Below are 24,776 nucleotides of genomic sequence, written 5' to 3'. Positions count from 1 at the left end.
ACTTTGAGGCTCCGTAAAACCTAGCTAGAGACATCATGGCAACCTATCCCATTACCAAGCGCGGCGCAGAAATGCTCAAGGCCGAGCTGCACAAACTCAAGACCGTCGAGCGCCCCTCGGTGATTCAGGCGATTGCTGAAGCCCGTGCCCAGGGCGACCTCAGCGAGAACGCGGACTACGACGCTGCCAAAGAGCGCCAAGGCTTTATTGAAGGCCGCATCCAGGAGGTGGAGGGCAAGTTGTCCGCCGCTCAGGTGATTGATCCGGCATCGATCCAGGCCGAAGGGCGCGTCGTTTTTGGTGCAACGGTGGAGCTGGAAGACGAAGACAGCGGTCAACCCGTCAAGTACCAGATCGTGGGCGAGGATGAGGCAGACCTGAAGCAAGGTCTTATCAATATCGGTAGCCCGATTGCCCGCGCCTTGATCGGCAAAGAGGTGGGCGACACAGCCGTAGTGCAAGCCCCCGGTGGTGAGCGCTCCTATGAGGTGGTGGCGGTCCACTACATCTGATGCGTCAGCTTCCCGTCTGGTTGGCGGCCGCGTGGGCCATGGCGCTCACCATGCTCGGTTTTTTGGTGGTGCCCATGCTGTTTGTCCACCTGCCGACGCCGGCTATGGCCGGCCAGATGGCGGCCAAGTTGTTCGGTGCACAAACGTGGCTGTCGGTCGCCTGTGGCGCCATGTTGTTGATGACTTTCAGGTCAAATCGCCAGTTGGTCCCCGTTGAATATGCGCAGGCTGCTACACTTTTTGTAGTGGCGGGAGTTCTGCTGGCCTTGCTGGTGGAGTTGGCGGTAGCGCCGCGCATCGTTGCCCGCGAAAACCTCGCTGTGTGGCACCGCGTGGGTAGCGCCATGTACTTTGCGCAGTGGGTGTGCGCGCTGGTGGTCTTGCAGAAAATGATTGCGGCCCTCGCGGCTCAGCCCACATCACCAACCGACCAGACATAAAAAAACCGGAGCATGTAGCTCCGGTTATTAGTCTTTACTAGGGAATCAAGTCTGGCTGCGTTTTTTCACGCTGGTCTTTGGCTTCGGCTTGGCACGTTTGATGTTGCCGCCGGGCGTCAGGCGTTGGTTGCCCAGTACACGCAGTGTTTTGACTTCGGGGCGGGTGCCGGGGCGGCCGAACTTCAAGACCTTGAAGTCGCGGGGGCCGGGCATGCGGTCTTCGTCAATGGTTTTTTCTTTGACCGCCTTGGGGCGCCACAGCACGAGCAGTTTGCCGATGTGCTGAATAGGCGCAGCACTGAGCTCTTCCGCCAGTGTCTTGAACATCTCGTCGCGGGCAAGCCTGTCGTCTGAGAAAACGCGGACTTTAATGAGTCCGTGAGCGTTCAGCGCGGCGTCGATTTCTTTTTTTACGTTGGCAGTCAGGCCATCGCCACCGACCAGAACAACGGGGTCGAGGTGGTGGGCTTCAGCGCGGTGTTCTTTGCGCTGAGCAGGTGTCAATTGGATTTGAGGCATGTGGGTATTATCAACGCAATGAAAACGCAGAGCAAAAGTAACAAGCCCGATAACAAGGCGGGCAACAAAAAGGTCAATAAGGCGTGGTTGCACGACCATATTAATGACCCCTACGTCAAGCTCGCCAACAAAGAGGGATACCGCGCACGGGCAGCCTACAAACTCAAGGAAATTGACGAAACCCTGCATCTGGTTAAGCCGGGGCAGTTGGTGGTGGACTTGGGGTGCACGCCGGGCGCCTGGAGTCAGTACCTTCGTCGACGGATGTCCCCCCAAGGGGCCGCAGTTGGCACCCTCAATGGCACATTGATCGGTCTGGATCTGCTCCCGATGGAGCCGATTGAAGGCGTGACCTTTATCCAAGGGGATTTCCGTGAAGCCGATACGCTGGCCCAGCTGGAGGCCGCCTTGGGGGGGCAGAAGGCAGATTTGGTGGTGTCAGACATGGCGCCCAATTTGTCTGGGATCTCGTCTGCGGATGCGGCGCGCATCGAATATCTGGTCGAGCTGGCCATTGAATTTGCCCAGAATCACATGAAGCCCCAAGGAGCGCTTGTTGCCAAGGTGTTCCATGGTGGCAGCTACAACAGTGTGGTGCAGCGCTTCAAGGATGCGTTTGTCACCGTCAAGCCCCTGAAGCCAAAGGCTTCGCGGGACCGGTCGTCAGAAACCTTCCTCGTCGGCATGGGCTTGAAGGGCTTTTGAGCCCGGTTGGATCAAACCCATGCTGTTTCTATGGCTGTCGGCCTGCAAAAAAGCTTGGGGCATCCTTGAAAGGCCTAAAATGGTTGCCATGTATGCGAGGCACGTGCCTTCGCGTCCTGAATGGAGCTTCGCTTGAATAATCAGTGGTTTTCTAAAGTTGCAGTTTGGTTGGTGATCGCCTTGGTGCTGTTCACCGTGTTCAAGCAATTCGACTCGCGCGCCTCGGCGTCGGGCATGGTCGGGTATTCCGATTTCCTGGAGCAGGTCCGGAACAACCAGATCAAGAGTGCCATCATCCAAGAGGGGCAGGGCGGTACCGAGATTCTGGCCGTCACCTCTGATGACCGCAAAGTCCGTACAACGGCAACCTACCTGGATCGTGGCTTGGTCGGTGACCTGATTGCCAACAACGTCAAGTTTGATGTGAAGCCCCGTGAAGAAGGCTCTTTGCTGATGACTCTGCTAGTTAGCTGGGGCCCCATGTTGCTGTTGATCGGCGTCTGGGTCTACTTCATGCGCCAGATGCAGGGCGGCGGCAAGGGTGGGGCTTTCAGCTTCGGCAAGAGCAAGGCTCGTTTGCTGGACGAAAACACCAACACCGTGACCTTTGCCGACGTCGCAGGTTGCGATGAAGCCAAAGAAGAAGTTAAAGAAGTTGTCGACTTCCTGAAAGACCCCAGCAAATTTCAAAAGCTGGGCGGTCGTATCCCGCGCGGCTTGCTGCTGGTCGGCCCCCCTGGTACCGGTAAAACGCTGCTGGCCAAATCGATTGCCGGTGAAGCCAAAGTGCCGTTTTTCAGCATCTCTGGCTCTGACTTCGTAGAAATGTTCGTAGGTGTCGGTGCAAGCCGGGTCCGCGACATGTTCGAAAACGCCAAAAAGAACGCGCCTTGCATCATCTTTATTGATGAAATTGATGCCGTAGGCCGCCAGCGTGGTGCCGGCCTCGGCGGTGGAAACGACGAGCGCGAGCAGACCCTCAACCAGATGCTGGTCGAGATGGACGGCTTTGAGACCAACGTTGGTGTGATCGTGGTGGCTGCCACCAACCGCCCCGACATCCTGGATGCCGCTTTGTTGCGCCCGGGCCGTTTCGACCGTCAGGTCTACGTGACCTTGCCCGATATCCGTGGCCGTGAGCAAATTTTGAATGTGCACATGCGCAAAGTGCCTTTGGGTCAGGACGTGAGCGCAAGCGTGATCGCCCGCGGCACTCCGGGAATGAGTGGTGCGGACTTGGCCAACCTGTGCAACGAAGCGGCACTGATGGCAGCCCGCCGCAACGCCCGCCTGGTCGAAATGCAGGACTTTGAGAAGGCCAAGGACAAGATCATCATGGGCCCTGAGCGCAAGACGATGGTCATGCCCGAAGAAGAACGCAAGAACACGGCGTACCACGAGGCAGGTCACGCACTCATAGGCAAGATGCTGCCCAAGTGCGATCCTGTGCACAAGGTCACCATCATTCCCCGTGGCCGCGCCCTGGGCGTGACCATGAGCCTGCCTTCGCAAGACCGTTATTCCTACGACAGCGAGTTCATGCTCAACCAGATCAGCATGCTGTTTGGCGGCCGTATTGCCGAAGAAGTCTTCATGAACCAGATGACGACCGGCGCCTCCAACGACTTTGAGCGCGCCACCTCGATCGCCCGCGACATGGTGACCCGCTACGGTATGACCGATGCACTGGGCCCGATGGTCTATGCTGAAAACGAAGGTGAAGTGTTCCTGGGCCGCAGTGTGACCAAGACCACCAGCATGAGTGAGCAGACCATGCAGAAAGTGGACTCGGAGGTGCGTCGCATCATCGATCAGCAGTACGCCCAAGCGCGCAAGCTGATTGAAGACAACCAGGACAAGATGCACGCCATGGCCAAGGCCTTGCTGGAGTGGGAAACCATCGACAGCGACCAGTTGGACGACATCATGGCCGGCCGCGAACCCCGTCCGCCGAAGGACTGGACCCCACGCACGCCACCGAACAGTGGTAACGGCAGTGGTGGGGCCGCGGTGACCGCGGAAGCTGCACCTAACGCTGCGTAACTAAAGCGCGTTTTCGTGAAAAACAGGGCCCTCGGGCCCTGTTTTCATTGGGGATAATGGTGAGCTATGCATTGGCAAACATCCCGCTTCTCGATCGATTTAGATCAGCCCCGCATCATGGGGATTGTGAATGTCACGCCGGACTCCTTCTCTGACGGTGGTCAGCACGCCACCAGCGCAGCCGCTATGGCCCATTGCGAGGCTTTGCTGCGGGATGGTGCTGACATTCTCGACATCGGTGGCGAGTCCACCCGGCCCGGGGCACCCCCGGTGTCTCTGGAAGAAGAGCTAGCCCGCGTGCTTCCGGTCATCCGCCATGCGGTCACCTTAGGGGTCCCTGTATCGGTCGACACCTACAAACCAACCGTCATGCAAGCGGCCTTGGACCTGGGTGCCGACATCATCAACGACGTTTGGGCGCTCCGCTGGTCGGGCGACGGTACAGGTAAAACCGGTCAGGACATCGTTGCAGCACACCCTCGCTGTGGTGTGTGTTTGATGCATATGCACCGCGACCCGCAAACCATGCAAGTCGCACCTATGGAGGGCGATGTGGTGCCTCAGGTGCTATCTTTTTTGAAGCAGGCAGCGCTTGATTTACAAGGGCTAGGAGTCGATTCGACGCGAATTTGCCTGGATCCTGGCATAGGTTTCGGAAAAACGGTGAAGCAGAATTTCGCTTTGTTGGCACGCCAGGCGCAGGCCGTGCCTGCCGGTTATCCGGTGCTGGCGGGCTGGTCACGCAAGTCCTCATTGGCAGCGGTGACCCACACCTCTTTGGCCCAGGCCGCGGGGCTGAACATTGAACTCCGGCGCTCACCGAGCGTTACCGCGGCGGTGCTGGCGGTACAAAACGGTGCGCAGGTGGTGCGAGTACACGATGTGCGCGACACCCTGAGCGGGCTCAAAGTGCTGGCAGCTATGCAGGCGGAGTCAGAGCCGCCCGGAGCGGCCTGACACGGATACACCGGTCTGAGGCGCCCGCAAGTTGGCGCGCCTCAGACCCCTCACACAACAACATAACGACACTACAGAAAGACACTATGGGAAGAAAATATTTCGGCACCGACGGCATTCGCGGTACGGTAGGCCAAGCGCCTATCACCCCTGACTTTGTGCTGCGCCTGGCACACGCTGTGGGCCATGTACTCAAGGAAACTGAGGCACGCCCTACCGTGCTCATCGGGAAGGACACCCGCATCTCCGGCTACATGCTGGAAAGCGCTTTAGAAAGCGGCTTTAACTCGGCGGGTGTCGATGTGGTGTTGCTCGGGCCGCTGCCCACACCCGGCGTGGCCTACCTGACCCGCGCGCAGCGCGCATCGCTCGGCGTGGTTATCAGCGCCAGCCACAACCCTTTTGCCGACAACGGCATCAAGTTTTTCAACGCCAAAGGCAGCAAACTGCCCGACGCGTGGGAACTTGCCGTGGAGGCTGAGCTGGAAAAGCCGCCTGTCTGGGTGGACTCGGCCAGTCTGGGCAAGGCCCGCCGTTTGGATGATGCGGCCGGCCGGTACATTGAGTTCTGCAAAAGCACATTTGCCAACGACCTGACCCTCAAAGGTCTGAAGCTCGTGGTCGACGCGGCGCACGGCGCGGCCTACCACATCGCGCCCAAGGTGTTTCATGAGCTGGGGGCCGAAGTGATTGCCATCGGCTGCTCGCCCGACGGACTCAATATCAACAAGGGCGTAGGTGCTACCCACCCCGAGGCGCTGGTGGCCGCAGTGAAAGAGCACAAGGCCCACTTCGGCATTGCGCTGGACGGCGACGCAGACCGCCTGCAATTGGTGGATGCCGATGGCCGCCTCTACAACGGGGACGAGCTGCTGTACCTCATGGCCGACGACCGCCTGGGCCGTGACGAACACGTGCCCGGCGTGGTGGGCACCCTCATGACCAACATGGCTGTGGAAGTGGCGCTCAAGGCCCGTGGTGTGCAGTTTGTGCGCGCCAAAGTAGGCGACCGCTATGTGCTCGAAGAGTTGGAAAAGCACAAGTGGATTCTGGGCGGCGAAGGCTCCGGCCACTTGCTGGCGCTGGACAAACACACCACCGGCGACGGCCTCGTGTCTGCCCTGCAAGTGCTGCAAGCCTGTGTGCGCAGCGGCAAGTCCATGGCCGAGTTGCTGGCCGGTGTGACCCTGTTCCCCCAGACCCTGATTAACGTGCGCCTGGCGCCCGGCCAGGACTGGAAGAGCAACACCCGCATGGCTGAAGAAACCAAAGCCGCAGAAGCCGCTTTGGGCGACAGCGGCCGCGTGCTCATCCGCGCCAGTGGCACCGAGCCTCTGGTGCGTGTGATGGTCGAGGCGCGAGATGCGACCTTGGCGCAGAGTTGTGCCCAGCGGATTGCCGACACCTTGAAAGCCTGATGCCATGAGCACAACCCTTCGCGTGGTGCAAGCCGATTACGCCAACCCGGTGCATGCAGCTGCGCTGGTAGCCTTGCTGGATGCCTATGCCAGCGACCCTATGGGCGGCGGTGAGCCCTTGAGCGACTTTGCCAAGACGAACCTCGTGCCGTCCTTGGCGGCGCGTCCCCAGGCCTACAGCGTGCTGGCGTTTGCCTCGGCCGATGACTCGGTGCCCGTGGGTCTAGTGAATTGCATCGAAGGGTTCTCGACCTTTAAGTGCCAGCCACTGGTCAATGTGCACGATGTGGCGGTGTTGGCCGGCTACCGGGGCCAGCGCATCGGCGAGCAGATGCTGGCCTTGGCGGAAGCGATCGCGCGTGAGCGTGGTGCCTGCAAGCTCACGCTTGAAGTCTTGTCGGGCAACACCGGCGCCGAAAAGCTGTACCGCCGCGTGGGCTTTGCCTACTACGAGCTCGACCCTGCCATGGGGCAGGCTGGCTTTATGCAAAAGTGGCTGGGCTGAGCCGCTAGGCTTTAAAACGAGGTTTCCCATGTTCAAAATCTACTGGACCGACACCGAAGGCCAATCCCATGGTGCTGAAACCGCAGACCTGGTGCAAGCGCTACAGATCACCAAAGACAAGCGCGACGCCGGCCACACCTTTGTGACCATGGCCAGCGAGAACCCCAACAACGTGGGCAAGCAAGGCGTGGACGCGGTGGTGGACGGCAAAACGCCCGACGGCGAAGATTACGACTGGTCCAAAGCCGGTCGCGCCGGCAAACCGCGCCGCGGCGATAAGGTCATCACGAACAAAGACCACTGAAGGCGGGCTCTCACTTCCAGGCACAACGCATGTCTCTCCTCTTCGCCCTCTACACCCTCGCCAGCCTCACGCATTTCGTGCACAACGCCGAATACATCGCCTTCTATCCTGGCGTTCCGGTCTGGATGACGCGGGAGTCGGTGTATCTGGCTTGGTTGGCAGTAGCGGCGGTGGGTGGTCTCGCATTGATTGCCTTGCGGTTTCGCTGGCCGCGTCTAGCCGCCGTCCTGATGGTGGCCTACGGCTTGCTGGGTGTGGACGGGCTGCTGCACTACACACTGGCCCTGTGCTCGGAGCACACGCTGGCAACCAACCTCACCATCTGGGCGGAAGTGCTGCTCGGGGTGACGCTGGCCTGTGCAGCAGCGCTGCGTTGGAAGCATCTTGGTTTTCACCCAAGCGTGCATCTTTAGAAAAATGGGCTCTAGCCCTTATTCCCTGTGCAGAGGTAGCTATGTTTTTGATAGCGTAGTCAAGCTGCTGAGTGCTGCAATGCCGACCGGCCGTTCGGCCATCCAGGGCAGCACATAGGTGCGTGCCGACAGGCCTTGGGCGATCCTCTCCATTTGGACGTGCTCGCTCGCAATACGGGCGGACAGCAGCGGATCCCGTGTGCCGGCAGCGGCCATACTTTTGTTGATGACCCACGCGTAGGGCTCGATCTTGGCGCGGCGCAGGTCGTCTTGCAGCGCCGCGGCTTGCGACACGGGGGTGACCTCGGGCAGCGTGACCAGCACGATCTTGGTGTGCTCAGGGTCTTGCAGGCGCATCAACGGGGTCACCAAGCGGCCGGGGTTGGCGTCGCCATATTCCCGGAGCATTTGGCGGTGGTAGGCGCCGGTGGCATCCATCAGCAGCAGGCTGTGGCCGGTGGGCGCGGTGTCCAGCACCACAAAGGCACTGCGCGCTTCTGAGACGATGCGTGAGAACGCGTGGAACACGGCCACTTCTTCGGTGCAGGGCGATTGCAGGTCTTCGTGTAACAGCGCAATGCCCTCGGCATCCAGGCCCGGGGACTTGGCTGCCATCACCTTGGCGATGTATTTCGCGGTCTCGGCTTTGGGGTTAATGCGGTCTACCTTCAAGCCGGGCAGGCTTCCGTCCACCGTCACTTGCAGGTGGTCTGCCGGGTCGGTGGTGCTCAGGTGCACCGTATGGTCACGTTGCACCAAGCCCGCTGCAATCGCAGCCGCAACAGTGGTTTTGCCTACGCCGCCTTTGCCCATGACCATGATGAGCCCGCGACCTGCAGCGGCCAACGCATCGGTCAGCGCTGCCAGATCGTGGGCGGTGTCGCTTTTGGGGAATGTAGAAGAGGGCGGAAGGGTGGCTGTCACCCGGCCCGGTGATGTCAGTTTTGCCGCCTCTTCACTCTGCAGCAGGGCACGCAGCGCGCGCAAGCCCACGGTGTCAAATGCCCGCAGCGGAATGCGGTCTTGTGGCAGCGTTTGCAAATGCGCTGGCAGGGCCGCAAGCGCTTGGGTGCCTAGTGCCTCAAAAGCAGTCGCAACCGCATCATCCGAACTGCTGGCGTGGAACACGCCGTTGACAGCGAGGCGTTGGTTGTGGAGCCCCAAGTCTTGCAGTTCCAGGGAGGTGCGGGCCGCCTCGGCTATCGCCCCTGTATCGGGTCGGGTGACCAGCACCACGGTGGTTTGGGCGGCGTCGCTCAGGGTCTGCAGGGCCTGGGCAAAGCGGGCCTCCTGCATCTTGAGACCCGAGTGCGGCCCCAAGCATGAGGCGCCCCGGTCGTTGTCCGCCAGAAAGCCGGTCCAAGCCTTGGGCAGGCTCAAGAGGCGCAGCGTGTGGCCGGTAGGTGCGGTGTCAAACACCACATGGTCAAAGCTCGCAGCGTCGCCACTGAGCAGATTGGCAAACTCGTCAAACGCAGCGATTTCTGTGGTGCAGGCGCCCGAGAGTTGTTCTTGTACCTGGCTGCGTTCGGCCTCCGTACTGGCCGGGCCCATTTGTGCGATCACCCGGGCGCGGTAGCTTTCGGCTGCATGGTCGGGGTCGATATTGAGCACGGACAAGCCCGGTACACCGGGTACCGGCACGGGAGTGTTGGCGAGCACAATGCCCAGCATCTCATCGAGATTGGAAGCCGAATCGGTGCTGACCAACAAAACTTGCCGGCCCGCATCGGCCAGCGCAATCGAGCAAGCGGTAGACACCGAGGTTTTGCCCACGCCCCCCTTGCCGGTGAAGAACAGGTGGCGGGTGGGGTGGTCTAGCAGTTGGATCTGTGGCATGGCGGGTGGTCTTGGAGGCGGGATTGCAATGCAAGGTCGGGCACCCACAAGACGGGGGCAAAACCGCCGCCCTCGGTGCGGAAGTTGGTGGTCTGGCCGCTGTAGGTTCGTGCGGCCAGCAGTTGAACTTTGCCGGCGTAGGTGTAGGCACGCAGGTCAAACTTGAGCTCGGTGGCCGCATCACCCACCTGCATGGCCCGCAGCGGTGGAGGCACCAGCGCCTGGGCGATGTAGTCGCCTTGCAGGATCTGCTCCCACACCTTTTTGGTGAGCTTGTCGCCGCGGTACACCGCACGTGCGCCAAAGCCGTCCAGCGGTTTGAAGAACAGGAGTTTGCGTCGCTCCCACAGGGCTGCAGCGTTGTCGGTATAGACGCGTTCGCAAGCCGGCACCGTGGCCAGAAGGGTGTGCAGGTCCGTGGGCGGCACGCCCAGGGCCCGCAGCGCAGCAACTTGGCCCAGCGTGACCAGGTGTTGCTTGTTGGCGCGTAAGGCATGGGCACGTGGGTGCGGCGTCACCGCCGCCAGTTCGTCCGTGTAGGCCTGCGCCAGTGCCGCGTGCTTGGGGTCTGACAGGTCAAAGTCGGTCAGCCGGTTGTAGACCAGGTCTAGCGCCAGCGCACCGGCGTAGAGCACACCGTCGCGCAGTTGCAGGCTGGCCGGATCGGTCACAACCGTGCGTATGCCATTGCGCCGGAACAGTTCGGCAAACAGTGCGAACTCGGGCGCAAGGTACTGGCTCTGCGGCGCTTCGTCCACGATAGCGATGCTGCGTAATGGGCGCGGTGCCTGCCCGCGCGCACGGTTGAACAAGTCCCACTCGGCTTGGAACATGGCCACAAAATCGTCTTCCAGGGTTGCCATGTTGCGGTAGGCGTTGAGTGCCGGGTTCATCAGCCCGCAGCACACAGCCTGTGCGCGCAGCAACACTGCGTTAAGCATGGCGCCGCCCGCGTTGGTGTTGATCTCAATGAGCTGGGGGCCCGTGGGCGTGATGTGGAAGTCATAGCCCATGAACACGCCCAGGGGGCCATGGTCGGACTGTGCCATCGCGCTGGCGCCCGGCAGCACCTGCTGCGCCCAGGTGGGCAGGGCTAAGGTGCGCTCCAGTGCGGCCACTGACGCCTGCACCGCCTGCACCGTGGCCTGGGAGGCAAACACTGCCGTGTTGGCAAAAAGGTGTGGATGGGTGTGGGCCAAGGTGGCGGCCACATCACGCAGGCCCGCATCGCGACCCAGCTCCTGGCGCAGTTGCTCCGGATCCAGCGTCTGGCAGCGGCAGCCGTGGTTCAGCGCATCGGCCAAATCTGTAGGTGCGGCATGTGGCGCGAGAGTGGTCGTCATGGGGTGCCCTCCGGCGAAGCTGCGTCAGCGGTTGAATCAGTGCGTTGGTCAGCGTCTGCGTGCGAACCAAGCAGCCACAATGCCGCGCTAGCCAGCATGCCCAGCCCGGCGGAAATCCACAGTGCGCCAGCACCCCAACGCGTGATGCACAGCCCGAACAGCCAGGGCGCCAGAGCCTGGGCCAGACGCGCGGGGAGCATCAGCACACCTTGCCGTTCGCCATAGCCTTGTGGGCCGAACAATGCCAATGGCAGCGTGCCCTTGGCAATCGTCATGATGCCGTTGCCACTACCGTGCAACACCGCAAACACAAAGGTGGCCGGTGCACCGACCAGCGCCAACACTGTGGCGCCGATGGGGTGCAGTGCAGAGGCCAAGCGCGCACTCCACAGCGGATGGATGTGGCGCAAAACGCTGAATTCAGTCAGGCGGCCCAACACTTGCGCGGGGCCAATCAGGGCACCCGCTGTCACGGCCATTGCAACGCTCACACCACTGGCTGCCAGCAGCGTGGGCAGGTGCGCGGCCATGGCGGTGCTGACAAACCACGTGATGGCGAACACCAAGCCCAGCAACGCCGCGGTGCGCCATTGGACGGGTGGACGGGTTTCCTGTGCGGGTGCATTGGCAGCGCCTGTCTGCACGCCAGCGCTGGCTTGACAGTTTGGCAACGACAGGTTAAGGGGGAGCGCAATGACCCCATGCAATGCGGCCCAGACAAAGCAAGCGCCACGCCAGCCCAGCCAATGCTCCAACGCTGCGGTCAAGGGCCAGCCCACCGTGCTGGCAAACCCGGCCAGGAGTGTGATGCCGGTGATCGCATTGCGTGAGTCTGTGCCGTAGATGCGCACCAATGCTGCAAACGCCGCCTCGTATAAGCCGCCCGCCATGCCGATGCCGATGACCAACCACGCAGCGAACAAGCCATACACGCTGTGCGCATTGCCCAGCAATACGAGGCCCGCTGCAAACAGAGCATTGCTCAGCGCCAGCACAGGCTTGCCGCCCAGCGTATCAATAGCTCTGCCCGCCCTTGGACCCAAGATGCCGGTGACCAACAAGCCCATCGAAAGTGCCGCAAAGACTGTTGCCGTGTCCAAGCCCAAATCCCGCGCCATGGGCGCAGCCAGAATGGCACACAGGTAGTAAGTCGATGCCCACGCTAGCGTTTGGGCAGTGCCCAGCTTGAGAACGGTGACTGTGGTGGCACTCAGGCGCATTGGGTCAGCTGCTGCGTTGGTTGACGCGCTTCATCAACTGCTCTGCCGTCTCCTTGCGTTCGCTGTAGCGGTTTACCAGATAGGGCGAGGCATCGCGGGTCAGCAGGGTGAACTTCACCAGCTCTTCCATCACATCGACCACGCGGTCAAAGTAGGCGGAGGGCTTCATGCGGTCGTCGTCGCCGAACTCCATGAAGGCCTTGGCCACCGAGCTTTGGTTGGGGATGGTGACCATGCGCATCCAGCGGCCGAGCACACGCATCTGGTTCACGGCGTTAAAGCTTTGCGAGCCGCCGCTGACCTGCATGACCGCCAGCGTTTTGCCCTGGGTAGGGCGCACCGCGCCGCTGTTGAGCGGTATCCAGTCGATCTGCGCTTTTAGGATGCCGGTCATGGCGCCATGCCGCTCGGGCGAGGTCCAGACCATGCCTTCGGACCATTGCGCTAGCTCGCGCAGCTCTTGCACCTTGGGGTGGGTGTCGGGCGTGTCGTCGGGCAGGGGCAGGCCGCTGGGGTTGTAGATGCGGGTCTCGGCGCCCATGGCTTGCAGCAGGCGCGCAGCTTCTTCGGTCAGCAGGCGGCTGAACGAGCGCGGCCGCAGTGAGCCATAGAGCAGCGCGATGCGGGGTGCGTGGGTGCTCGGTGCCGGGCGTAGTGCTGCCGCATCGGGCAGGCGGAAGTGGGTGGCCTCCAGCTGGGGCAGGGTGCTCTGCCAATCAGACATGGGATCAGACACGTTGGCCTTTGTCGTTGACCACTGCTTCACCGTCTTCTTTGGTGAATGCTGCTTGCTGCGCGTTGGGCAGAAGGTCCAGCACCAGCTCAGACGGGCGGCACAGGCGGGTACCGAGGGGCGTTTCCACCACGGGGCGATTGATCAGGATGGGGTGGGCCAGCATGAAGTCCAGCAGTTCGTCGTCCGTCCACTTTTCGTTTGCCAAATCCAGCTCGGCGTAAGGCGTGCCTTTTTCACGCAGCAAGGGGCGGACTCCGGTGCCCATGGCGGTCAGCAGCTCCTGCAAGCGCGCCTTGGTGGGTGGGGTCTTGAGGTATTCAATGACCGTGGGCTCTTCGCCACTGTTGCGGATCATTTCAAGGGTATTGCGCGAGGTGCCACAGGCGGGGTTGTGGAAGATGGTGATGGTCATACAGAAGTCTTCTTAGGGGAAAGTACTTGGGCCAAGGCTACGCCCAGCGCAGCGCCCAGGGTTTGCGCCAACACAAAGCCGATGGCGCTGGCCGGTGCAATGCCGGCAAAGGTGTCGCTGAACATGCGGCCCATGACGGCTGCCGGGTTGGCAAACGAGGTGCTGGCGGTGAACCAGTAAGCCGCGCCGATGTAGCAAGCCACCAGAGCAGGGGCTTTGCCCTCGGGCGCACGCAGTATGGTGAACAGCAGCCCGCCAGTGGCCACGGCTTCAGCTACCCACTGGCCCCAGCCGGTGAACTGGCCTGCGGCGTCCCAGCCGCCGCGCAGGTGCTGGCTCAGGTGCAGCAGGGGCAGCTCGAACATGGCGTTGGCCAGGGCGGCGCCTGCTACGGCGCCGGAGAGTTGTGCTGCTATAAAAAGAGTAGCTGCTTGCGCAGTATTTGCATGGGCTAGCTGCCCTTTTGACCACATAACTAGCGTGACCAATGGGTTGAAGTGCGCGCCGCTCACCGGGCCCAGCGTTTCAATGAGCACATACAGCGCAAACACGGTGGCCAAGGTGTTGGCCAAGAGCGCCACGCCGTCGTTCCCGCCGCTCATGCGCTGGGCCATGATGCCCGAGCCGATCACTGCGCAGAGCAGGGCGGCGGTGCCTGCGAACTCTGCGAGCAGTTGTTTGAACAGTGGAGTCGGTTCGCTCATGCTTTTGCCAGGTCTTTAGCAGTTTGCTGGATAGTCATGGCCTCGAGCTTGTCAGCGGGCAGATTCACCAACAGGTCCAAGCGGCGGCGAATGGCGTGCAGGGTGGCTTTGAAGGCTTCTGCTTTCTCAGCGTCGCTACCGTCGCCTGCAGAGGGGTCGGCGTAGCCCCAGTGCGCTGTCGCGGGTTTGCCGGGCCAGTAGGGGCAGACCTCACCCGCGGCGTTGTCGCACACGGTGATGATCAAGTCCATGTGCGGTGCGTCGGGCAAGGCGAACTGGTCCCAGCTTTTGCTGCTCAGGCCTTCTGTGGAGATGCCCGCATTGCGCAGAGTTTGCAGGCCGATGGGGTTGGGTTGCTGGTTGTCGCGCGGGCTGCTGCCTGCCGAGAAGCCCTTGAAGCGCCCGCCGCCGATGTGATTCAGCGTGGCCTCGGCCAGGATGCTGCGGGCCGAGTTGTGGGTGCACAAAAAGAGCACATTGATGGGTTGTGTAGACATGTCAGGTTCCTTAGTAAGTGAGAAGTGGAGTGAAGTTTTTTGCTATGAATTTAGTAGCTGTTTGCGCAATATTTATATGGGCTAGAGGCGGATTTGATGCAAACTAGGCTAGCAGGTGATGCAAGCACCGGCATCGGTGCTCACTTCGCAGCCGGCGCCTTGGCAGCAGTGCTCGGTCAGGTAGGCCAGCACCCCGTTCATGCGGGCGAAGTTGGCGCGGTAAATCAAATTGCGGCCGCGCTGTTCGCTGTCAATCAGGCCGGAGTGCGCCAGCTCTTTGAGGTGAAACGACAAACCGCTGGGTGTGGAGCCGAGTTGCTCCGCCAGCACACCGGGGGTTAATCCGTCCGGCCCGGCGACCACCAGCGCCTTGAAGATGCGCAAGCGCTGGGCTTGGGCGAGGGCGGTCAAGGCCTTCAGGGTCAGGGCTTCGTCGGCAATGGTTTCAGTGGCTTGGTTCATATTTCAATATTACTTGAAATATTGAATGAATAGATGACGGGCCCCGTGTGTCACGAAAACTTCACGCAACTGCCATGGTCGGGTCACGGCGGGTTTCCAAACTTCAGGCTCATTGAAACCGCACCCACAGAAGGGGAGAACAATGACATTCCTTGCCGCCGCACAGGCAACACCCACCCTCGCTTCGCCGACTATCCAAGCCCCGTCTGTCGCTGCCTTGGCCTCGCCCGCCACCAGCATGCTGCTTCGCCAGCATGTCCCGCAGGAGCGCCATGCCACCGGTATTGAGGTGCGCTGGGCGCGCCATCAAGACGAGGTGCGGGCCGCCCAGCGGCTGCGGTTTGACGTGTTTGCCGGTGAAATGGGCGCCCGCCTGAACACGCCCCTGGCCGGCCACGATGTCGATTTGTTCGACAACTACTGCGAACATTTGCTGGTGCTGGAGCAAGGCAGCGGCCAGGTCATCGGCACCTACCGCGTGCTGACCCCGACCCAAGCCAAGCGCGTGGGTAGCTTTTACAGCGACACCGAGTTCGACCTGACCCGCCTGCGCTCCATGCGGGAGCGCATGGTGGAGTTGGGCCGCAGCTGCGTCCACCCGGATCACCGCCACGGCGGAGTGATCATGGCGTTGTGGGGTGCATTGGCGGAGTTCATGGTGCGCAACCAGCTCGACAGCATGATCGGCTGCGCCAGCGTGCCCATGCTGCACAACGGGGTGGTCAGCGGAGACGCCGCAGCCAGCATCTGGCGGCAAGTGCAAGCCACGCACTTGGCACCCATCGACTTTCATGTGCGCCCGCGCCTGCCGCTGCCCATTGAGCAGCTGGACAGCACCCTCGATGTGGAGCCGCCAGCGCTCATCAAGGGCTACCTGCGCCTGGGCGCCAAAGTGCTGGGCGCTCCGGCCTGGGACCCGGATTTCAATACCGCGGATCTGCCGATGCTCATGCGCATCGCCGACCTGCCGGCCCGTTACCGCAAACACTTTTTGGGGGCGTAATGCGCAGCACTTTCGACGCCATGGGAGCCAACTTTCACGGATTGGTGACGGGCGCCGAAGGCCCTGACACCGATGACGATGTGGGCCACCGCCGCTACCGCGCGGTGTTTGTCTCCGACATCCACCTGGGCACAGCAGGGTGCCAAGCCAAGCCCTTGCTGGACTTTTTGAAGCACCACCCCAGCGACCATCTGTACCTGGTGGGCGACATCATTGACGGTTGGCAGCTGCGCAGGCGCTGGTTCTGGCCGCAGTCGCACAACGATGTGGTGCAAAAGCTCCTGCGCCGCGCCCGCAAAGGTTGCCGGGTGGTTTTTATTCCCGGTAACCACGATGAATTTGCCCGCGCTTTCGTGGGGCAGCAGTTCGGCGGCATCGAGGTGCACGACGACACCGTGCACACCACGGCCGACGGCCGCCGCCTGTGGGTCACCCACGGCGACTACTTTGACGCCGTGATTCAGCGCGCCAAGTGGCTGGCCTACACCGGCGACTATGCCTATGAGTTCACCCTGCGCATGAACCGCCACTTGAACAACTTCCGTGCCCGGCTGGGTTTGCCCTATTGGTCGCTCTCGGCCTACCTCAAGCACAAAGTCAAAATGGCGCTCAACTACGTCACCGATTTTGAGAAGGCGGTTGCCCAGGAGGCCCGCAACCGCGGCCACGACGGCGTGGTGTGCGGGCACATTCACCGCGCCGAAATGCGCACGATTGACGGCACCCTGTATTGCAACGACGGCGATTGGGTCGAGAGCCGCACGGCCCTGGTCGAGCACATGGACGGTCAGCTGGAGCTGGTGCACTGGGGCGCCGTGCCTGCGCAGCCCGCCCAGGCCCGGCTGCCCGCCAACCTGCAGGAAACACCCGCATGAGACTGGCATTGGTCACCGATGCCTGGCAGCCCCAGGTCAATGGCGTAGTTACCACCTTGGTGGAGCTGGTGCGCGAGCTCGAAGCGCTAGGCCACACTGTGGTGGTCATTCACCCCGGCATGTTCAAAACCCGCCCATGCCCCGGCTATGCGGGTATCGACATTGCAGTGCGGCCGGGCAAAGCGCTGGCTGCCATGCTGGACGCTGCGGGCGCCGATGCCATCCACCTCGCCACCGAAGGCCCTTTGGGTTGGGCTGCGCGCAGTTACTGCCGCAAACGGCAGTTGGCATTCACCACGGCGTACCACACCCGTTTTCCTGAAATTCTGAAGGCAGCGCTGCGCATTCCTTTGTGGGTGGGCTATGCCTTGTTCCGGCATTTTCACAAGCCGTCGGCCGGGGTCATGGTGCCCACCTCCAGCATGCTGCGCCTGCTGGACGCCAAGGGCTTCGGCCGCCTACGCAGCTGGACCCACGGGGTCGACACGCGCTTGTTTCAATACGCAGAAACGCCGCAACCTTACCCTGCCTTAGGCGCCTTGGCGCGCCCTGTGTCGCTGTTTGTGGGGCGGGCCTCGTACGAGAAAAACATCGAGGCTTTTTTGAAGCTGGACGTGCCCGGCACCAAGATCGTGTGCGGCGTGGGGCCGCTGGAAAAAGACCTGCGGGAGCGCTACCCCACCGTTCGTTGGTTGGGCCTGTTGCCCCGCACCGAGCTGGCGCAGGTGTATGCCGCTGCCGATGTGTTTGTCATGCCTAGCCAGCATGAAACTTTTGGCCTGGTCATGCTGGAGGCCATGGCCTGCGGAACGCCGGTGGCGGCCTACCCGGTGGAAGGGCCGACCGAGGTCGTGGGTGTGCCGGCAGAGGGCGGTGTGACCGCTCCGGATTTGCAAAATGCCTGGTACGGTGCCCTTAGCGTGCCCCGCCATGAGGCGCGCCAGCGGGCCATGCAGTTCAGCTGGGCCTATGCTGGCCTGATGTTCGCAGGGCATCTCGTGCCGGCCCGCAGTGGTACTACGCTGGTCAAAGGCCACGCCACAGGTTTAAATGTCATAAATACGTCATCTGGGCGGTAAAAAATCTGACATCTTTACGTCATCAAGAGACTTTATGTGGACCTCATTTCAGGATCGTGCTTCTTTGGCCGACCCGCGCCTGCTAGATCGGGACCTCAGCCTCTTGGCTTTTAATGAGCGCGTGCTGGACTGGGCAGTCCGCGAAGACGTTCCCCTGCTAGAGCGCCTGCGCTTTTTGTGCATTGTGTCCAGCAACTTGGACGAGTTTTTTGAAGTGCGTGCCGAGCCGCACTTGAGCGCTGCGCAGGCTAAAGACAGTAAGGGCCAGTATTCAGTCGCCAGCTTCGACCGTTTGGCCGATGCCCTGCACCAGCTGGTAGAGCGGCAGTACGCGCTCTACAACGAGCAACTCATGCCGGCCTTTGGCAAGCTGGGGATTCATATCTTGTCGCACGGTGAGCGCAACGCCGCGCAGCGCGCCTGGGTGCAGCAGTACTTTGAGAAAGAAGTGCGCCCGCTGCTGATTCCGGTGGGGCTTGACCCGTCCCACCCCTTCCCGCAAGTGGCCAACAAGTCGCTGAACTTTATTGTGCGCCTCAAGGGCAAAGACGCTTTCGGCCGTGAGAACGATATCGCTATCGTCAAAGTCCCCCGGGTGCTGCCCCGATTGATCCGCTTGCCGGACAAGTTGGCCCATGGCAAAGCTTTGTTTGTGTCCTTGTCCAGCGTGATCCGCGCCCACTTGGCGGAGCTGTTTAGCGGGCGCGATGTCTGGCAGTTTTCGCAGTTCCGTGTCACCCGCCACTCCGATTTGGCGGTGGATGAAGACGATGTGCAAAACCTCCGCATGGCTCTGCGCCAGGGCTTGGAGCACCGGCACTACGGTCAGGCGGTGCGGCTGGAGGTGTCCGCCGGGTGCTCTGAGCATTTGGCTGACTTTTTGCTCAAGCAGTTCGACCTGCCCGCCCGCGCGCTGTACCGGGTGCATGGTCCGGTGAACTTGGTGCGGCTCACCCAGCTGATTGACTTGGTCAAGCGGCCGGACTTGTGTTTTGTGCCTTACGCGCCGAATTTCCCGGTGCAGATGCACCCGGGCCGCTCCGTGTTTGAGCAGCTCCGGGAGCAAGACATCCTGATTCACCAGCCCTACGAGAGCTTTGACGGTGTGTTGTCGTTTTTGCGGCAGGCCGTGCACGACCCACTGGTGCTCGCCATCAAGCAAACCATCTACCGCACAGGGGCCGATTCGGAGCTCATGGAGTTGTTGCGCGAAGCGGTGCGCCGGGGCAAAGAAGTGACCGTGGTGGTGGAACTCAAAGCCCGCTTTGATGAAGAAGCCAACATCAACTGGGCTGAAATGCTGGAGTCGATCGGTGCCCAGGTGGTGTACGGTGTGGTGGGCCTCAAGACCCACGCCAAGATGATGCTGATCACCCGGCGCGAAGGCAAAGTGCTCAAGCGTTACGGGCACCTGTCCACGGGCAACTACAACCCGCGCACGGCCCGGCTGTACACCGACATCAGCCACCTCACGGCAGACGCCAGCATCACTGCCGAAATGGACCATGTCTTTGTGCACCTTGCCAGCCAGAGCAAGCTGCCACGCATGCACAAGCTGTGGATGGCACCCTTCCATTTGCACCGCAATCTGATCGCCAAAATTGAAGCACTCGCCCGTGCGGCAGAAGCGGGCAAAGACACGCGCATTGTCGCCAAGATGAATTCGCTCACCGATGAGGCCCTGGTGCGCAGCCTGATTGCAGCGGGGCAGCGTGGCGTCAAGATTGACCTGATCGTGCGCGGCGCCTGCGTGCTGCCGGCACAGGTGCCGGGCTATACCGACAACATCCGGGTGCGCTCCGTCATAGGCCGGTTGCTGGAGCACTCACGGGTGTTTTATTTCCGGGTAGAGGAGCTTGACGAGCTGTACCTCTCGAGTGCGGACTGGATGAACCGCAACATGGTGCGGCGCGTGGAGTTGGCCTGGCCGGTGACAGATGCTGCGCTGCGCCAACGCCTGGTGGACGAGTGCCTAGTCGCCTATTTGTACGACGGAATTGACGCCTGGGACATGGGTGCGGACGGCAGCTATGCCCGCACCCCCGACCCGGAAGGCCGGACCGTTCACGGGGCCCAGCAAGCCCTGATGGACCGCTACGGCCGCTTTGACAAACGCTAGGGAGAACAAGCCATGGACTTGATTTTGTGGCGGCACGCAGAGGCCATTGAGTTAGATCTGGTGGGAGACGACATGCTGCGCTCGCTCACCGGCAAGGGTGAAAAGCAAGCCGCTCGCATGGCGGCCTGGCTGGACCGGCAATTGCCGGAGGGCGCCAAAATTTGGGCCAGCCCGGCCTTGCGCACGGAGCAAACCGCTAAGTCCTTGCAACGCAAGTTCAAGACCCATGCGTCCTTGGCGCCGCTGTGCGGGGTGGATGATTTGTTGGGTGTTGTGCAGTGGCCCCATGCCAAGGGCTGCGTGGTGGTGGTGGGGCACCAACCGACCCTGGGGCAAACTATTTCGCGCCTTTTGGGTTTGAATGAGAGCGAATGCGCCGTTAAAAAAGGCGCACTCTGGTGGCTACGCTACCGCGAACGCGATGGCGTAGGCCAGACCGTCGTGGTGACGGTGCAATCGCCCGAGGTCCTGTAGCGCCCCGGGCGGGCATCAGGCTTTTTTGCTTTTGGCAGGGCGCCCGGTCTTGAGGCTGGGCACAGCGGCGAGTGCAGCCTTGAGCGCTGCATCGGTGAACGCTGCAATTGCCTTCATGCCTGCGCGGACGAGCTCGGTCTTTTTGACCGGCAAGCCCATTTTGGCGGCACGCATTTTTAAGGCGGCAAGCACGTCGTATTCAGCCTTCGGAATGGTGAAGCTGTCGCGCACCATTTTCGGCTTCTTCGCTTTCTCAACCTTGGCGGCCGTGGGCTTGGCCACGGGCTTTGCCGCAGGTTTGGCTGCAGGCTTGACCGCTGGCTTGGCGGCGGCTGCCTTCACTACGGGTTTTGCCACTGGCTTTGCAGCGGGCTTGGCGCTGGTTTTGCTGGCGGTTTTTGCGGCCGGTTTCGCTGCTGCTTTGGCTGCAGGTTGAGCGGCGGCCGCTTTGGCAGTCTTTGCGGGTTTGGCGGCGACATTTGCAGCGACTTTGGCAGCGGGCTTGACGACAGGCTTCTCGGCCTTGGGTGCGGCGGCTGCGGGTTTTTCGCTGGTCTTGGCAGGGGCTTTTTTGGCCACTGGTTTGGCAGCGACCTTGGCTTTGACCGCAGGTGTCGCGCTGACTTGCGGCGTTGCTGCTGTGGATGCGGATGCGGCAGGTGCTGCAGATTCTGAGGTGGCTTCTGCGCTCAGGTTAACGGTCTCTGTAGATGACATTTCGAACACTCCTTGGGTTAAACGGTATATATAGTTTATACCGTTTAAATTCTTTCAAAATTGTGTCATTCAGATGTCACGCACGGGCGGCAAACTCAGCTTCCTTTTGTCGTTTGGAAACCGCCATGCCATCAATTCCTTTGCGATTGGTTCAGGGTCAGGTGCCTACAAGTAGCGGGCAAAGACCCCTCGAGGCGCTATTGCGGAACAAAGCTCTCTATCCCGTGTTTCAGCCGATTGTGAAACTCGATGATGGCGCGGTCTACGCGCACGAAGCCTTGATACGTGGCCCGCAGGGCACCGCTCTTCACACGCCCGATGCACTGCTGCGCGCAGCCGCTGAAGAGGGCTTGGGCTACACCTTCGAGACTGCGTGTGTAAATGCCACCTTGCGGTCCTGGGGACGCATGCAAACCGCCGGGCGCTTGTTCGTGAATGTGAGCGCAGAAGCGCTCATTACCGCCTACGACCGGCGGGGCCAACAGGGACTGCTGGAGTGGATCCACGACTTCCATGTCACCCCCCGCATGCTGGTGCTGGAGATCACCGAGCATCAGCGTGTGGACAATATGGACCGGCTGGCGGAGGTGGTGCAGGAGATCCGGGCCGCCGGCATTGCGCTGGCTTTGGATGATTTTGGCGACGGCCGCTCCAGCCTGCGGCTGTGGTCGCAAATCAAGCCCGAGGTCGTGAAGATCGACAAATACTTCACCCGCAACATCAGTGCGCACGGCGACAAGCTCAAAACAATTCAAGCCTTGCAGCATATAGCCACCATTTTCGGCACGGCGTTGGTGGCCGAGGGCATTGAGACTGCGGAAGACCTACGGGTACTGCGCGACGTGGGCATTGAGTACGGGCAAGGCTATTTTTTGGGCCGGCCGGAGGCCGTTCCCTTGCAGCACTTGTCTGCGGCGCCAGCACAAGTGCTGCAAGAGCGACAGGTGGCGGTGTTTCCGGAGCTCGGGCGTTTGTCACAGGGTGGGCATCTCCGCAGCTTGTCGCTGGTGCGTGCGCCGACGGTCAGCCCGGAAACGCTTAACGACGAGCTGGCACGGATTTTTCTGGTCAACAGCGCCTTGCACGCTGTTGCGGTGGTGGAGGGTGAGCGACCGGTAGGCATCATCAACCGGGTGCACTTCATGAACGAATACAGCAAGCTCTACTACCGCGAGGTCTGGGGTCGCAAGCCTTGCGTCGTGCATGCCAACATGCAACCCCGCTTGATTGAGCGGGAGCACAGTGTGGATGAGCTGGTCGGTATCTTGACCTCTCAGGATCAGCGCTATTTGAGCGACGGGTTCATTGCCACAGACAACGGCCGCTATGTGGGAATAGGCACCGGCGACCAGCTTGTGCGCTCGGTCACCGAGACCCGGATTGAAGCGGCACGGCACGCTAATCCCTTGACTTTTTTGCCGGGCAATATTCCCATCACCCAGCATATTGAGCGTTTGCTGAAAAAGCAGGCCTGCTTTGTAGCGTGCTATGCCGACCTGAATCACTTCAAGCCCTACAACGACCACTACGGCTATTGGCGTGGGGACGAGATGATCCGGCTACTGGCGCGCATTGCCATGGAGCAGTGCGATGCGCAGCGTGACTTTCTGGGCCATGTCGGCGGGGACGATTTCATTTTGCTGTTTCAAAGCCCCGACTGGCGTGCCCGCTGTGAGCGCCTGGTGTCAGAGTTCGGGGAGCGCGCACGGGCCTTGTTTGATGACAATGCCCGCGCGGCAGGCGGTATCGAGGCCGAAGACCGCCACGGTGTGCGTCGCTTTTTTCCATGCACCACTCTCTCCATCGGGGCGGTGGTGGTGGATGGGCACCAAGTGACACGCGCCGAAGATGTGGCCAACATGGCAGCCATGGCCAAACACGACGCCAAGCTGTCGCCGTCAGGCTTGCACGAGACGGTGTTGTCTTAGATACCGCTGATGTGCAGCGTCCAGGGCGCCTTGTGCCAGGCCAGTTCCTCTTCGCGCAACAGATGGGCGCTTTGGGGGTAGGCCGCGGCCCAAGCCGTGCGGCACGCTAAGTGCAGACGGTGGGTGCCCGAGGGGCCGGTGGTGAGAGCCAGGCCTTTCAGGTCGGGGTCTCTGCGCGCATGGCACAAGATCACGGCCAAGCGCAGGCAGATGAGTTGCATCACCAGATCGTCTTGCGACAACACTGCTTCGAGCTTGCGCAGCTTGCCCCGGTGGCCCAGCACCAGCAGGCTCAAGCGGTGCATTTCAGACAGCGAGAAGCCGGCAGCATCGGCGTTGTCCAGGATGTACGCGCCATGTTTGTGGTAGTCGCTGTGGGCGATGTGGCTGCCGATTTCATGCAGCGAGGCGGCCCAGCCGAGTTTGCGCAGCAGGCGTTCCGGATCAGCCGCCTCGTGGGTGCCGAGCACCTGTTGCAGCAAGTGGGTTGCCACTTTGCTCACGCGGGCGCTCTGCACCAGATCCACAGCAAATTTGCTGGCCAGGCGCTGGACGCTTTTGGCTCGCAAGTCGCCATAGTCGCGGGCACCGCCGGTCAGGTCACAAATCAGCCCGTGGCGCAGGCCGCCACTGGCTTGTTTCATTTCAGTAATGCCGAGCAGGCTGAAGATGGCCCGCATCACGCTCAGGCCGCCGCCAATGATGGCGCGTCGGTCGTCGCGCATGCCCGGCATGCGGAGCCGGTCTGCGCTTTGCGCGGCAATAAGGCGCTCGAGCAGCCAATCCAGGCCTTCTTGGGTCAGAACGCCCTCAGGCCATCCGGCTGCTACCAGAACATCGCCAATGGCACTCACTGTGCCGGCAGAGCCATAGGCGGTGTCCCACAGGTCAGGGTGGTAGGCGTCAAAAGCTTCGTCGAGGACGGCTTTGGCCGCAACTTCGGCCATCTCGAAGGCTTTGGCGGTGAACAAGCCGTCGGGGAAATAGCGCTTGGACCACGCAATGCTGCCCACGCGGTAAGACTCCATGGTGCCCGGGACCAGGCCCTGCCCGAGAATGAGCTCTGTAGAGCGGCCCCCCACATCAATCACCAGGCGGCGCTCGGTGTCGGCGGGCAACATGTGGGCGACGCCTTGGTAAATCAGGCGGGCCTCTTCGCGGCCGGAAATGACGTCGATGGGGAAACCCAGCACTGCGATGGCTTTTTCCAGAAACACGTCGCGGTTGCGGGCTTCGCGCAGGGTCTGGGTAGCCACGGCCTTGACTTCATGGGGTTTGAATCCGGCCAGCCGTTCTCCAAAGCGCGCCAGGCACTCCCAGCCGGCCTGCATGGCGGCGGGGGTCAGGTTGCGGTCTTCATCGAGGCCGCCTCCCTGGCGTACGGTTTCTTTCAAGTACTCCGTGCGCTGGAACTCGTCGTGGTCGACCCGCCCGATTTCGAGCCTGAAGCTGTTGGAGCCCAGGTCCACTGCAGCTAGGCGGTTTCCGTTTGTCATGTGTGTATCAGGTGAGAAATTGTTCGGCTTTAGCCGCATGGTACCCCTGCCGTGGG

Annotated in this window: 26 protein-coding genes; 15 read left to right on the top strand and 11 right to left on the bottom strand. The window is 61.5% G+C overall.

From position 1 onward, the window contains the following. The first annotated feature begins 35 nt into the window (after positions 1 to 35). Together greA and QZW03_RS04345 are read left to right on the top strand one after the other, a co-directional pair. Positions 36 to 512 (top strand): transcription elongation factor GreA, encoded by a 477-nt coding sequence (greA, locus tag QZW03_RS04350; RefSeq protein ID WP_296508640.1) that lies wholly within the window; start codon positions 36 to 38, stop codon positions 510 to 512. Then, on the top strand, positions 512 to 952 hold the full coding sequence (locus QZW03_RS04345) for a DUF4149 domain-containing protein (protein ID WP_296508639.1): 441 nt from the start codon (positions 512 to 514) through the stop codon (positions 950 to 952). The genes greA and QZW03_RS04345 overlap by 1 nt, the downstream gene beginning before the upstream one ends. Positions 953 to 997: 45 nt before the next feature. On the opposite strand, the gene QZW03_RS04340 is transcribed toward QZW03_RS04345, so the two are convergent. Beyond that, positions 998 to 1,471: a YhbY family RNA-binding protein gene (locus tag QZW03_RS04340; RefSeq protein WP_296508637.1), complete on the bottom strand. Its 474-nt coding sequence runs from the start codon at positions 1,469 to 1,471 to the stop codon at positions 998 to 1,000. A gap of 18 nt (positions 1,472 to 1,489) precedes the next feature. Here QZW03_RS04340 and QZW03_RS04335 point away from each other — a divergent pair, with 18 nt between their 5' ends. From QZW03_RS04335 to QZW03_RS04305, 7 genes are all read left to right on the top strand, one after another. Then, a complete protein-coding gene (locus tag QZW03_RS04335; RefSeq protein ID WP_296508635.1) occupies positions 1,490 to 2,176 on the top strand; it encodes an RlmE family RNA methyltransferase in 687 nt (228 codons plus the stop codon). Between the two features lie 132 nt (positions 2,177 to 2,308). Next, positions 2,309 to 4,219, top strand: coding sequence for an ATP-dependent zinc metalloprotease FtsH (ftsH, locus tag QZW03_RS04330; protein ID WP_296508634.1), 1,911 nt, complete (start codon positions 2,309 to 2,311; stop codon positions 4,217 to 4,219). A 66-nt stretch (positions 4,220 to 4,285) separates the two neighbouring features. Then, positions 4,286 to 5,176: a dihydropteroate synthase gene (gene folP / locus QZW03_RS04325; RefSeq protein WP_296508633.1), complete on the top strand. Its 891-nt coding sequence runs from the start codon at positions 4,286 to 4,288 to the stop codon at positions 5,174 to 5,176. Between the two features lie 86 nt (positions 5,177 to 5,262). Beyond that, on the top strand, positions 5,263 to 6,594 hold the full coding sequence (gene glmM, locus QZW03_RS04320) for a phosphoglucosamine mutase (RefSeq protein WP_296508632.1): 1,332 nt from the start codon (positions 5,263 to 5,265) through the stop codon (positions 6,592 to 6,594). Between the two features lie 4 nt (positions 6,595 to 6,598). Continuing rightward, positions 6,599 to 7,099: a GNAT family N-acetyltransferase gene (locus tag QZW03_RS04315; protein ID WP_296508631.1), complete on the top strand. Its 501-nt coding sequence runs from the start codon at positions 6,599 to 6,601 to the stop codon at positions 7,097 to 7,099. A gap of 28 nt (positions 7,100 to 7,127) precedes the next feature. Then, positions 7,128 to 7,403, top strand: a complete 276-nt coding sequence (locus tag QZW03_RS04310) for a hypothetical protein (RefSeq protein WP_296508629.1) — start codon at positions 7,128 to 7,130, stop codon at positions 7,401 to 7,403. 29 nt (positions 7,404 to 7,432) lie between these two features. After that, entirely contained in the window at positions 7,433 to 7,816 is a 384-nt protein-coding gene (locus QZW03_RS04305; RefSeq protein ID WP_296508628.1) for a hypothetical protein, read from the top strand. Between the two features lie 39 nt (positions 7,817 to 7,855). Here the strand turns inward: QZW03_RS04305 and arsA are convergent, their stop codons facing one another. The 8 genes from arsA to QZW03_RS04265 all read right to left on the bottom strand — a co-directional run bounded on the left by arsA (position 7,856) and on the right by QZW03_RS04265 (position 15,029). Beyond that, the gene (arsA, locus tag QZW03_RS04300; protein ID WP_296508627.1) at positions 7,856 to 9,655 is read right to left on the bottom strand and encodes an arsenical pump-driving ATPase; all 1,800 of its coding nucleotides are present in this window, start codon (positions 9,653 to 9,655) and stop codon (positions 7,856 to 7,858) included. Beyond that, entirely contained in the window at positions 9,634 to 10,998 is a 1,365-nt protein-coding gene (locus QZW03_RS04295; protein WP_296508626.1) for a hypothetical protein, read from the bottom strand. The genes arsA and QZW03_RS04295 overlap by 22 nt, the downstream gene beginning before the upstream one ends. Further along, positions 10,995 to 12,218, bottom strand: coding sequence for an MFS transporter (locus QZW03_RS04290; protein ID WP_296508625.1), 1,224 nt, complete (start codon positions 12,216 to 12,218; stop codon positions 10,995 to 10,997). Before QZW03_RS04290 ends, QZW03_RS04295 begins: the two co-directional genes overlap by 4 nt. A gap of 4 nt (positions 12,219 to 12,222) precedes the next feature. After that, positions 12,223 to 12,942: an arsenical resistance protein ArsH gene (arsH, locus tag QZW03_RS04285; RefSeq protein WP_296508624.1), complete on the bottom strand. Its 720-nt coding sequence runs from the start codon at positions 12,940 to 12,942 to the stop codon at positions 12,223 to 12,225. A 4-nt stretch (positions 12,943 to 12,946) separates the two neighbouring features. Further along, a complete protein-coding gene (arsC, locus tag QZW03_RS04280; protein WP_296508623.1) occupies positions 12,947 to 13,366 on the bottom strand; it encodes an arsenate reductase (glutaredoxin) in 420 nt (139 codons plus the stop codon). Further along, positions 13,363 to 14,070, bottom strand: coding sequence for an MIP/aquaporin family protein (locus QZW03_RS04275; RefSeq protein ID WP_296508622.1), 708 nt, complete (start codon positions 14,068 to 14,070; stop codon positions 13,363 to 13,365). Before QZW03_RS04275 ends, arsC begins: the two co-directional genes overlap by 4 nt. Next, positions 14,067 to 14,567: an arsenate reductase ArsC gene (locus tag QZW03_RS04270; RefSeq protein WP_296508621.1), complete on the bottom strand. Its 501-nt coding sequence runs from the start codon at positions 14,565 to 14,567 to the stop codon at positions 14,067 to 14,069. The genes QZW03_RS04275 and QZW03_RS04270 overlap by 4 nt, the downstream gene beginning before the upstream one ends. 108 nt (positions 14,568 to 14,675) lie before the next feature. Further along, positions 14,676 to 15,029 (bottom strand): metalloregulator ArsR/SmtB family transcription factor, encoded by a 354-nt coding sequence (locus QZW03_RS04265; protein WP_296508620.1) that lies wholly within the window; start codon positions 15,027 to 15,029, stop codon positions 14,676 to 14,678. Positions 15,030 to 15,267: 238 nt separating this feature from the next. On the opposite strand from QZW03_RS04265, the gene QZW03_RS04260 reads away from it, so the two are divergent. From QZW03_RS04260 to QZW03_RS04240, 5 genes are read left to right on the top strand one after another with little or no spacing between them, the layout of a single operon-like run. Continuing rightward, on the top strand, positions 15,268 to 16,032 hold the full coding sequence (locus QZW03_RS04260; protein WP_296508971.1) for a GNAT family N-acyltransferase: 765 nt from the start codon (positions 15,268 to 15,270) through the stop codon (positions 16,030 to 16,032). Continuing rightward, entirely contained in the window at positions 16,032 to 16,907 is an 876-nt protein-coding gene (locus QZW03_RS04255; protein WP_296508619.1) for a UDP-2,3-diacylglucosamine diphosphatase, read from the top strand. The genes QZW03_RS04260 and QZW03_RS04255 overlap by 1 nt, the downstream gene beginning before the upstream one ends. Further along, the gene (locus QZW03_RS04250) at positions 16,904 to 17,986 is read left to right on the top strand and encodes a glycosyltransferase family 1 protein (protein WP_296508618.1); all 1,083 of its coding nucleotides are present in this window, start codon (positions 16,904 to 16,906) and stop codon (positions 17,984 to 17,986) included. Before QZW03_RS04255 ends, QZW03_RS04250 begins: the two co-directional genes overlap by 4 nt. Positions 17,987 to 18,020: 34 nt before the next feature. Next, positions 18,021 to 20,105 carry a polyphosphate kinase 1 gene (ppk1, locus tag QZW03_RS04245; RefSeq protein WP_296508617.1) on the top strand — a complete coding sequence of 695 codons (2,085 nt, stop codon included), beginning with the start codon at positions 18,021 to 18,023 and terminating at the stop codon, positions 20,103 to 20,105. 12 nt (positions 20,106 to 20,117) lie between these two features. Then, positions 20,118 to 20,579 (top strand): histidine phosphatase family protein, encoded by a 462-nt coding sequence (locus tag QZW03_RS04240; RefSeq protein WP_296508616.1) that lies wholly within the window; start codon positions 20,118 to 20,120, stop codon positions 20,577 to 20,579. Positions 20,580 to 20,594: 15 nt separating this feature from the next. Here the strand turns inward: QZW03_RS04240 and QZW03_RS04235 are convergent, their stop codons facing one another. After that, a complete protein-coding gene (locus QZW03_RS04235) occupies positions 20,595 to 21,296 on the bottom strand; it encodes a hypothetical protein (RefSeq protein ID WP_296508615.1) in 702 nt (233 codons plus the stop codon). A gap of 125 nt (positions 21,297 to 21,421) precedes the next feature. Between QZW03_RS04235 and QZW03_RS04230 the strand changes: the two genes are divergently transcribed. After that, on the top strand, positions 21,422 to 23,224 hold the full coding sequence (locus QZW03_RS04230) for a phosphodiesterase (RefSeq protein ID WP_296508614.1): 1,803 nt from the start codon (positions 21,422 to 21,424) through the stop codon (positions 23,222 to 23,224). Here the strand turns inward: QZW03_RS04230 and QZW03_RS04225 are convergent. Beyond that, complete coding sequence (locus tag QZW03_RS04225; protein WP_296508613.1) at positions 23,221 to 24,720, bottom strand: Ppx/GppA phosphatase family protein; 1,500 nt, start codon at positions 24,718 to 24,720, stop codon at positions 23,221 to 23,223. The two genes, QZW03_RS04230 and QZW03_RS04225, sit on opposite strands and share 4 nt — an antisense overlap. Between the last annotated feature and the right edge of the window lie 56 nt (positions 24,721 to 24,776).

Origin of the sequence: Rhodoferax sp. (genome assembly GCF_013297935.1) — a bacterium.
Lineage (GTDB): Bacteria > Pseudomonadota > Gammaproteobacteria > Burkholderiales > Burkholderiaceae_C > Allorhodoferax.
The sequence above is the reverse complement of the archived record's forward strand: the minus strand, read 5'-3'. Positions and strand labels throughout refer to the sequence as shown.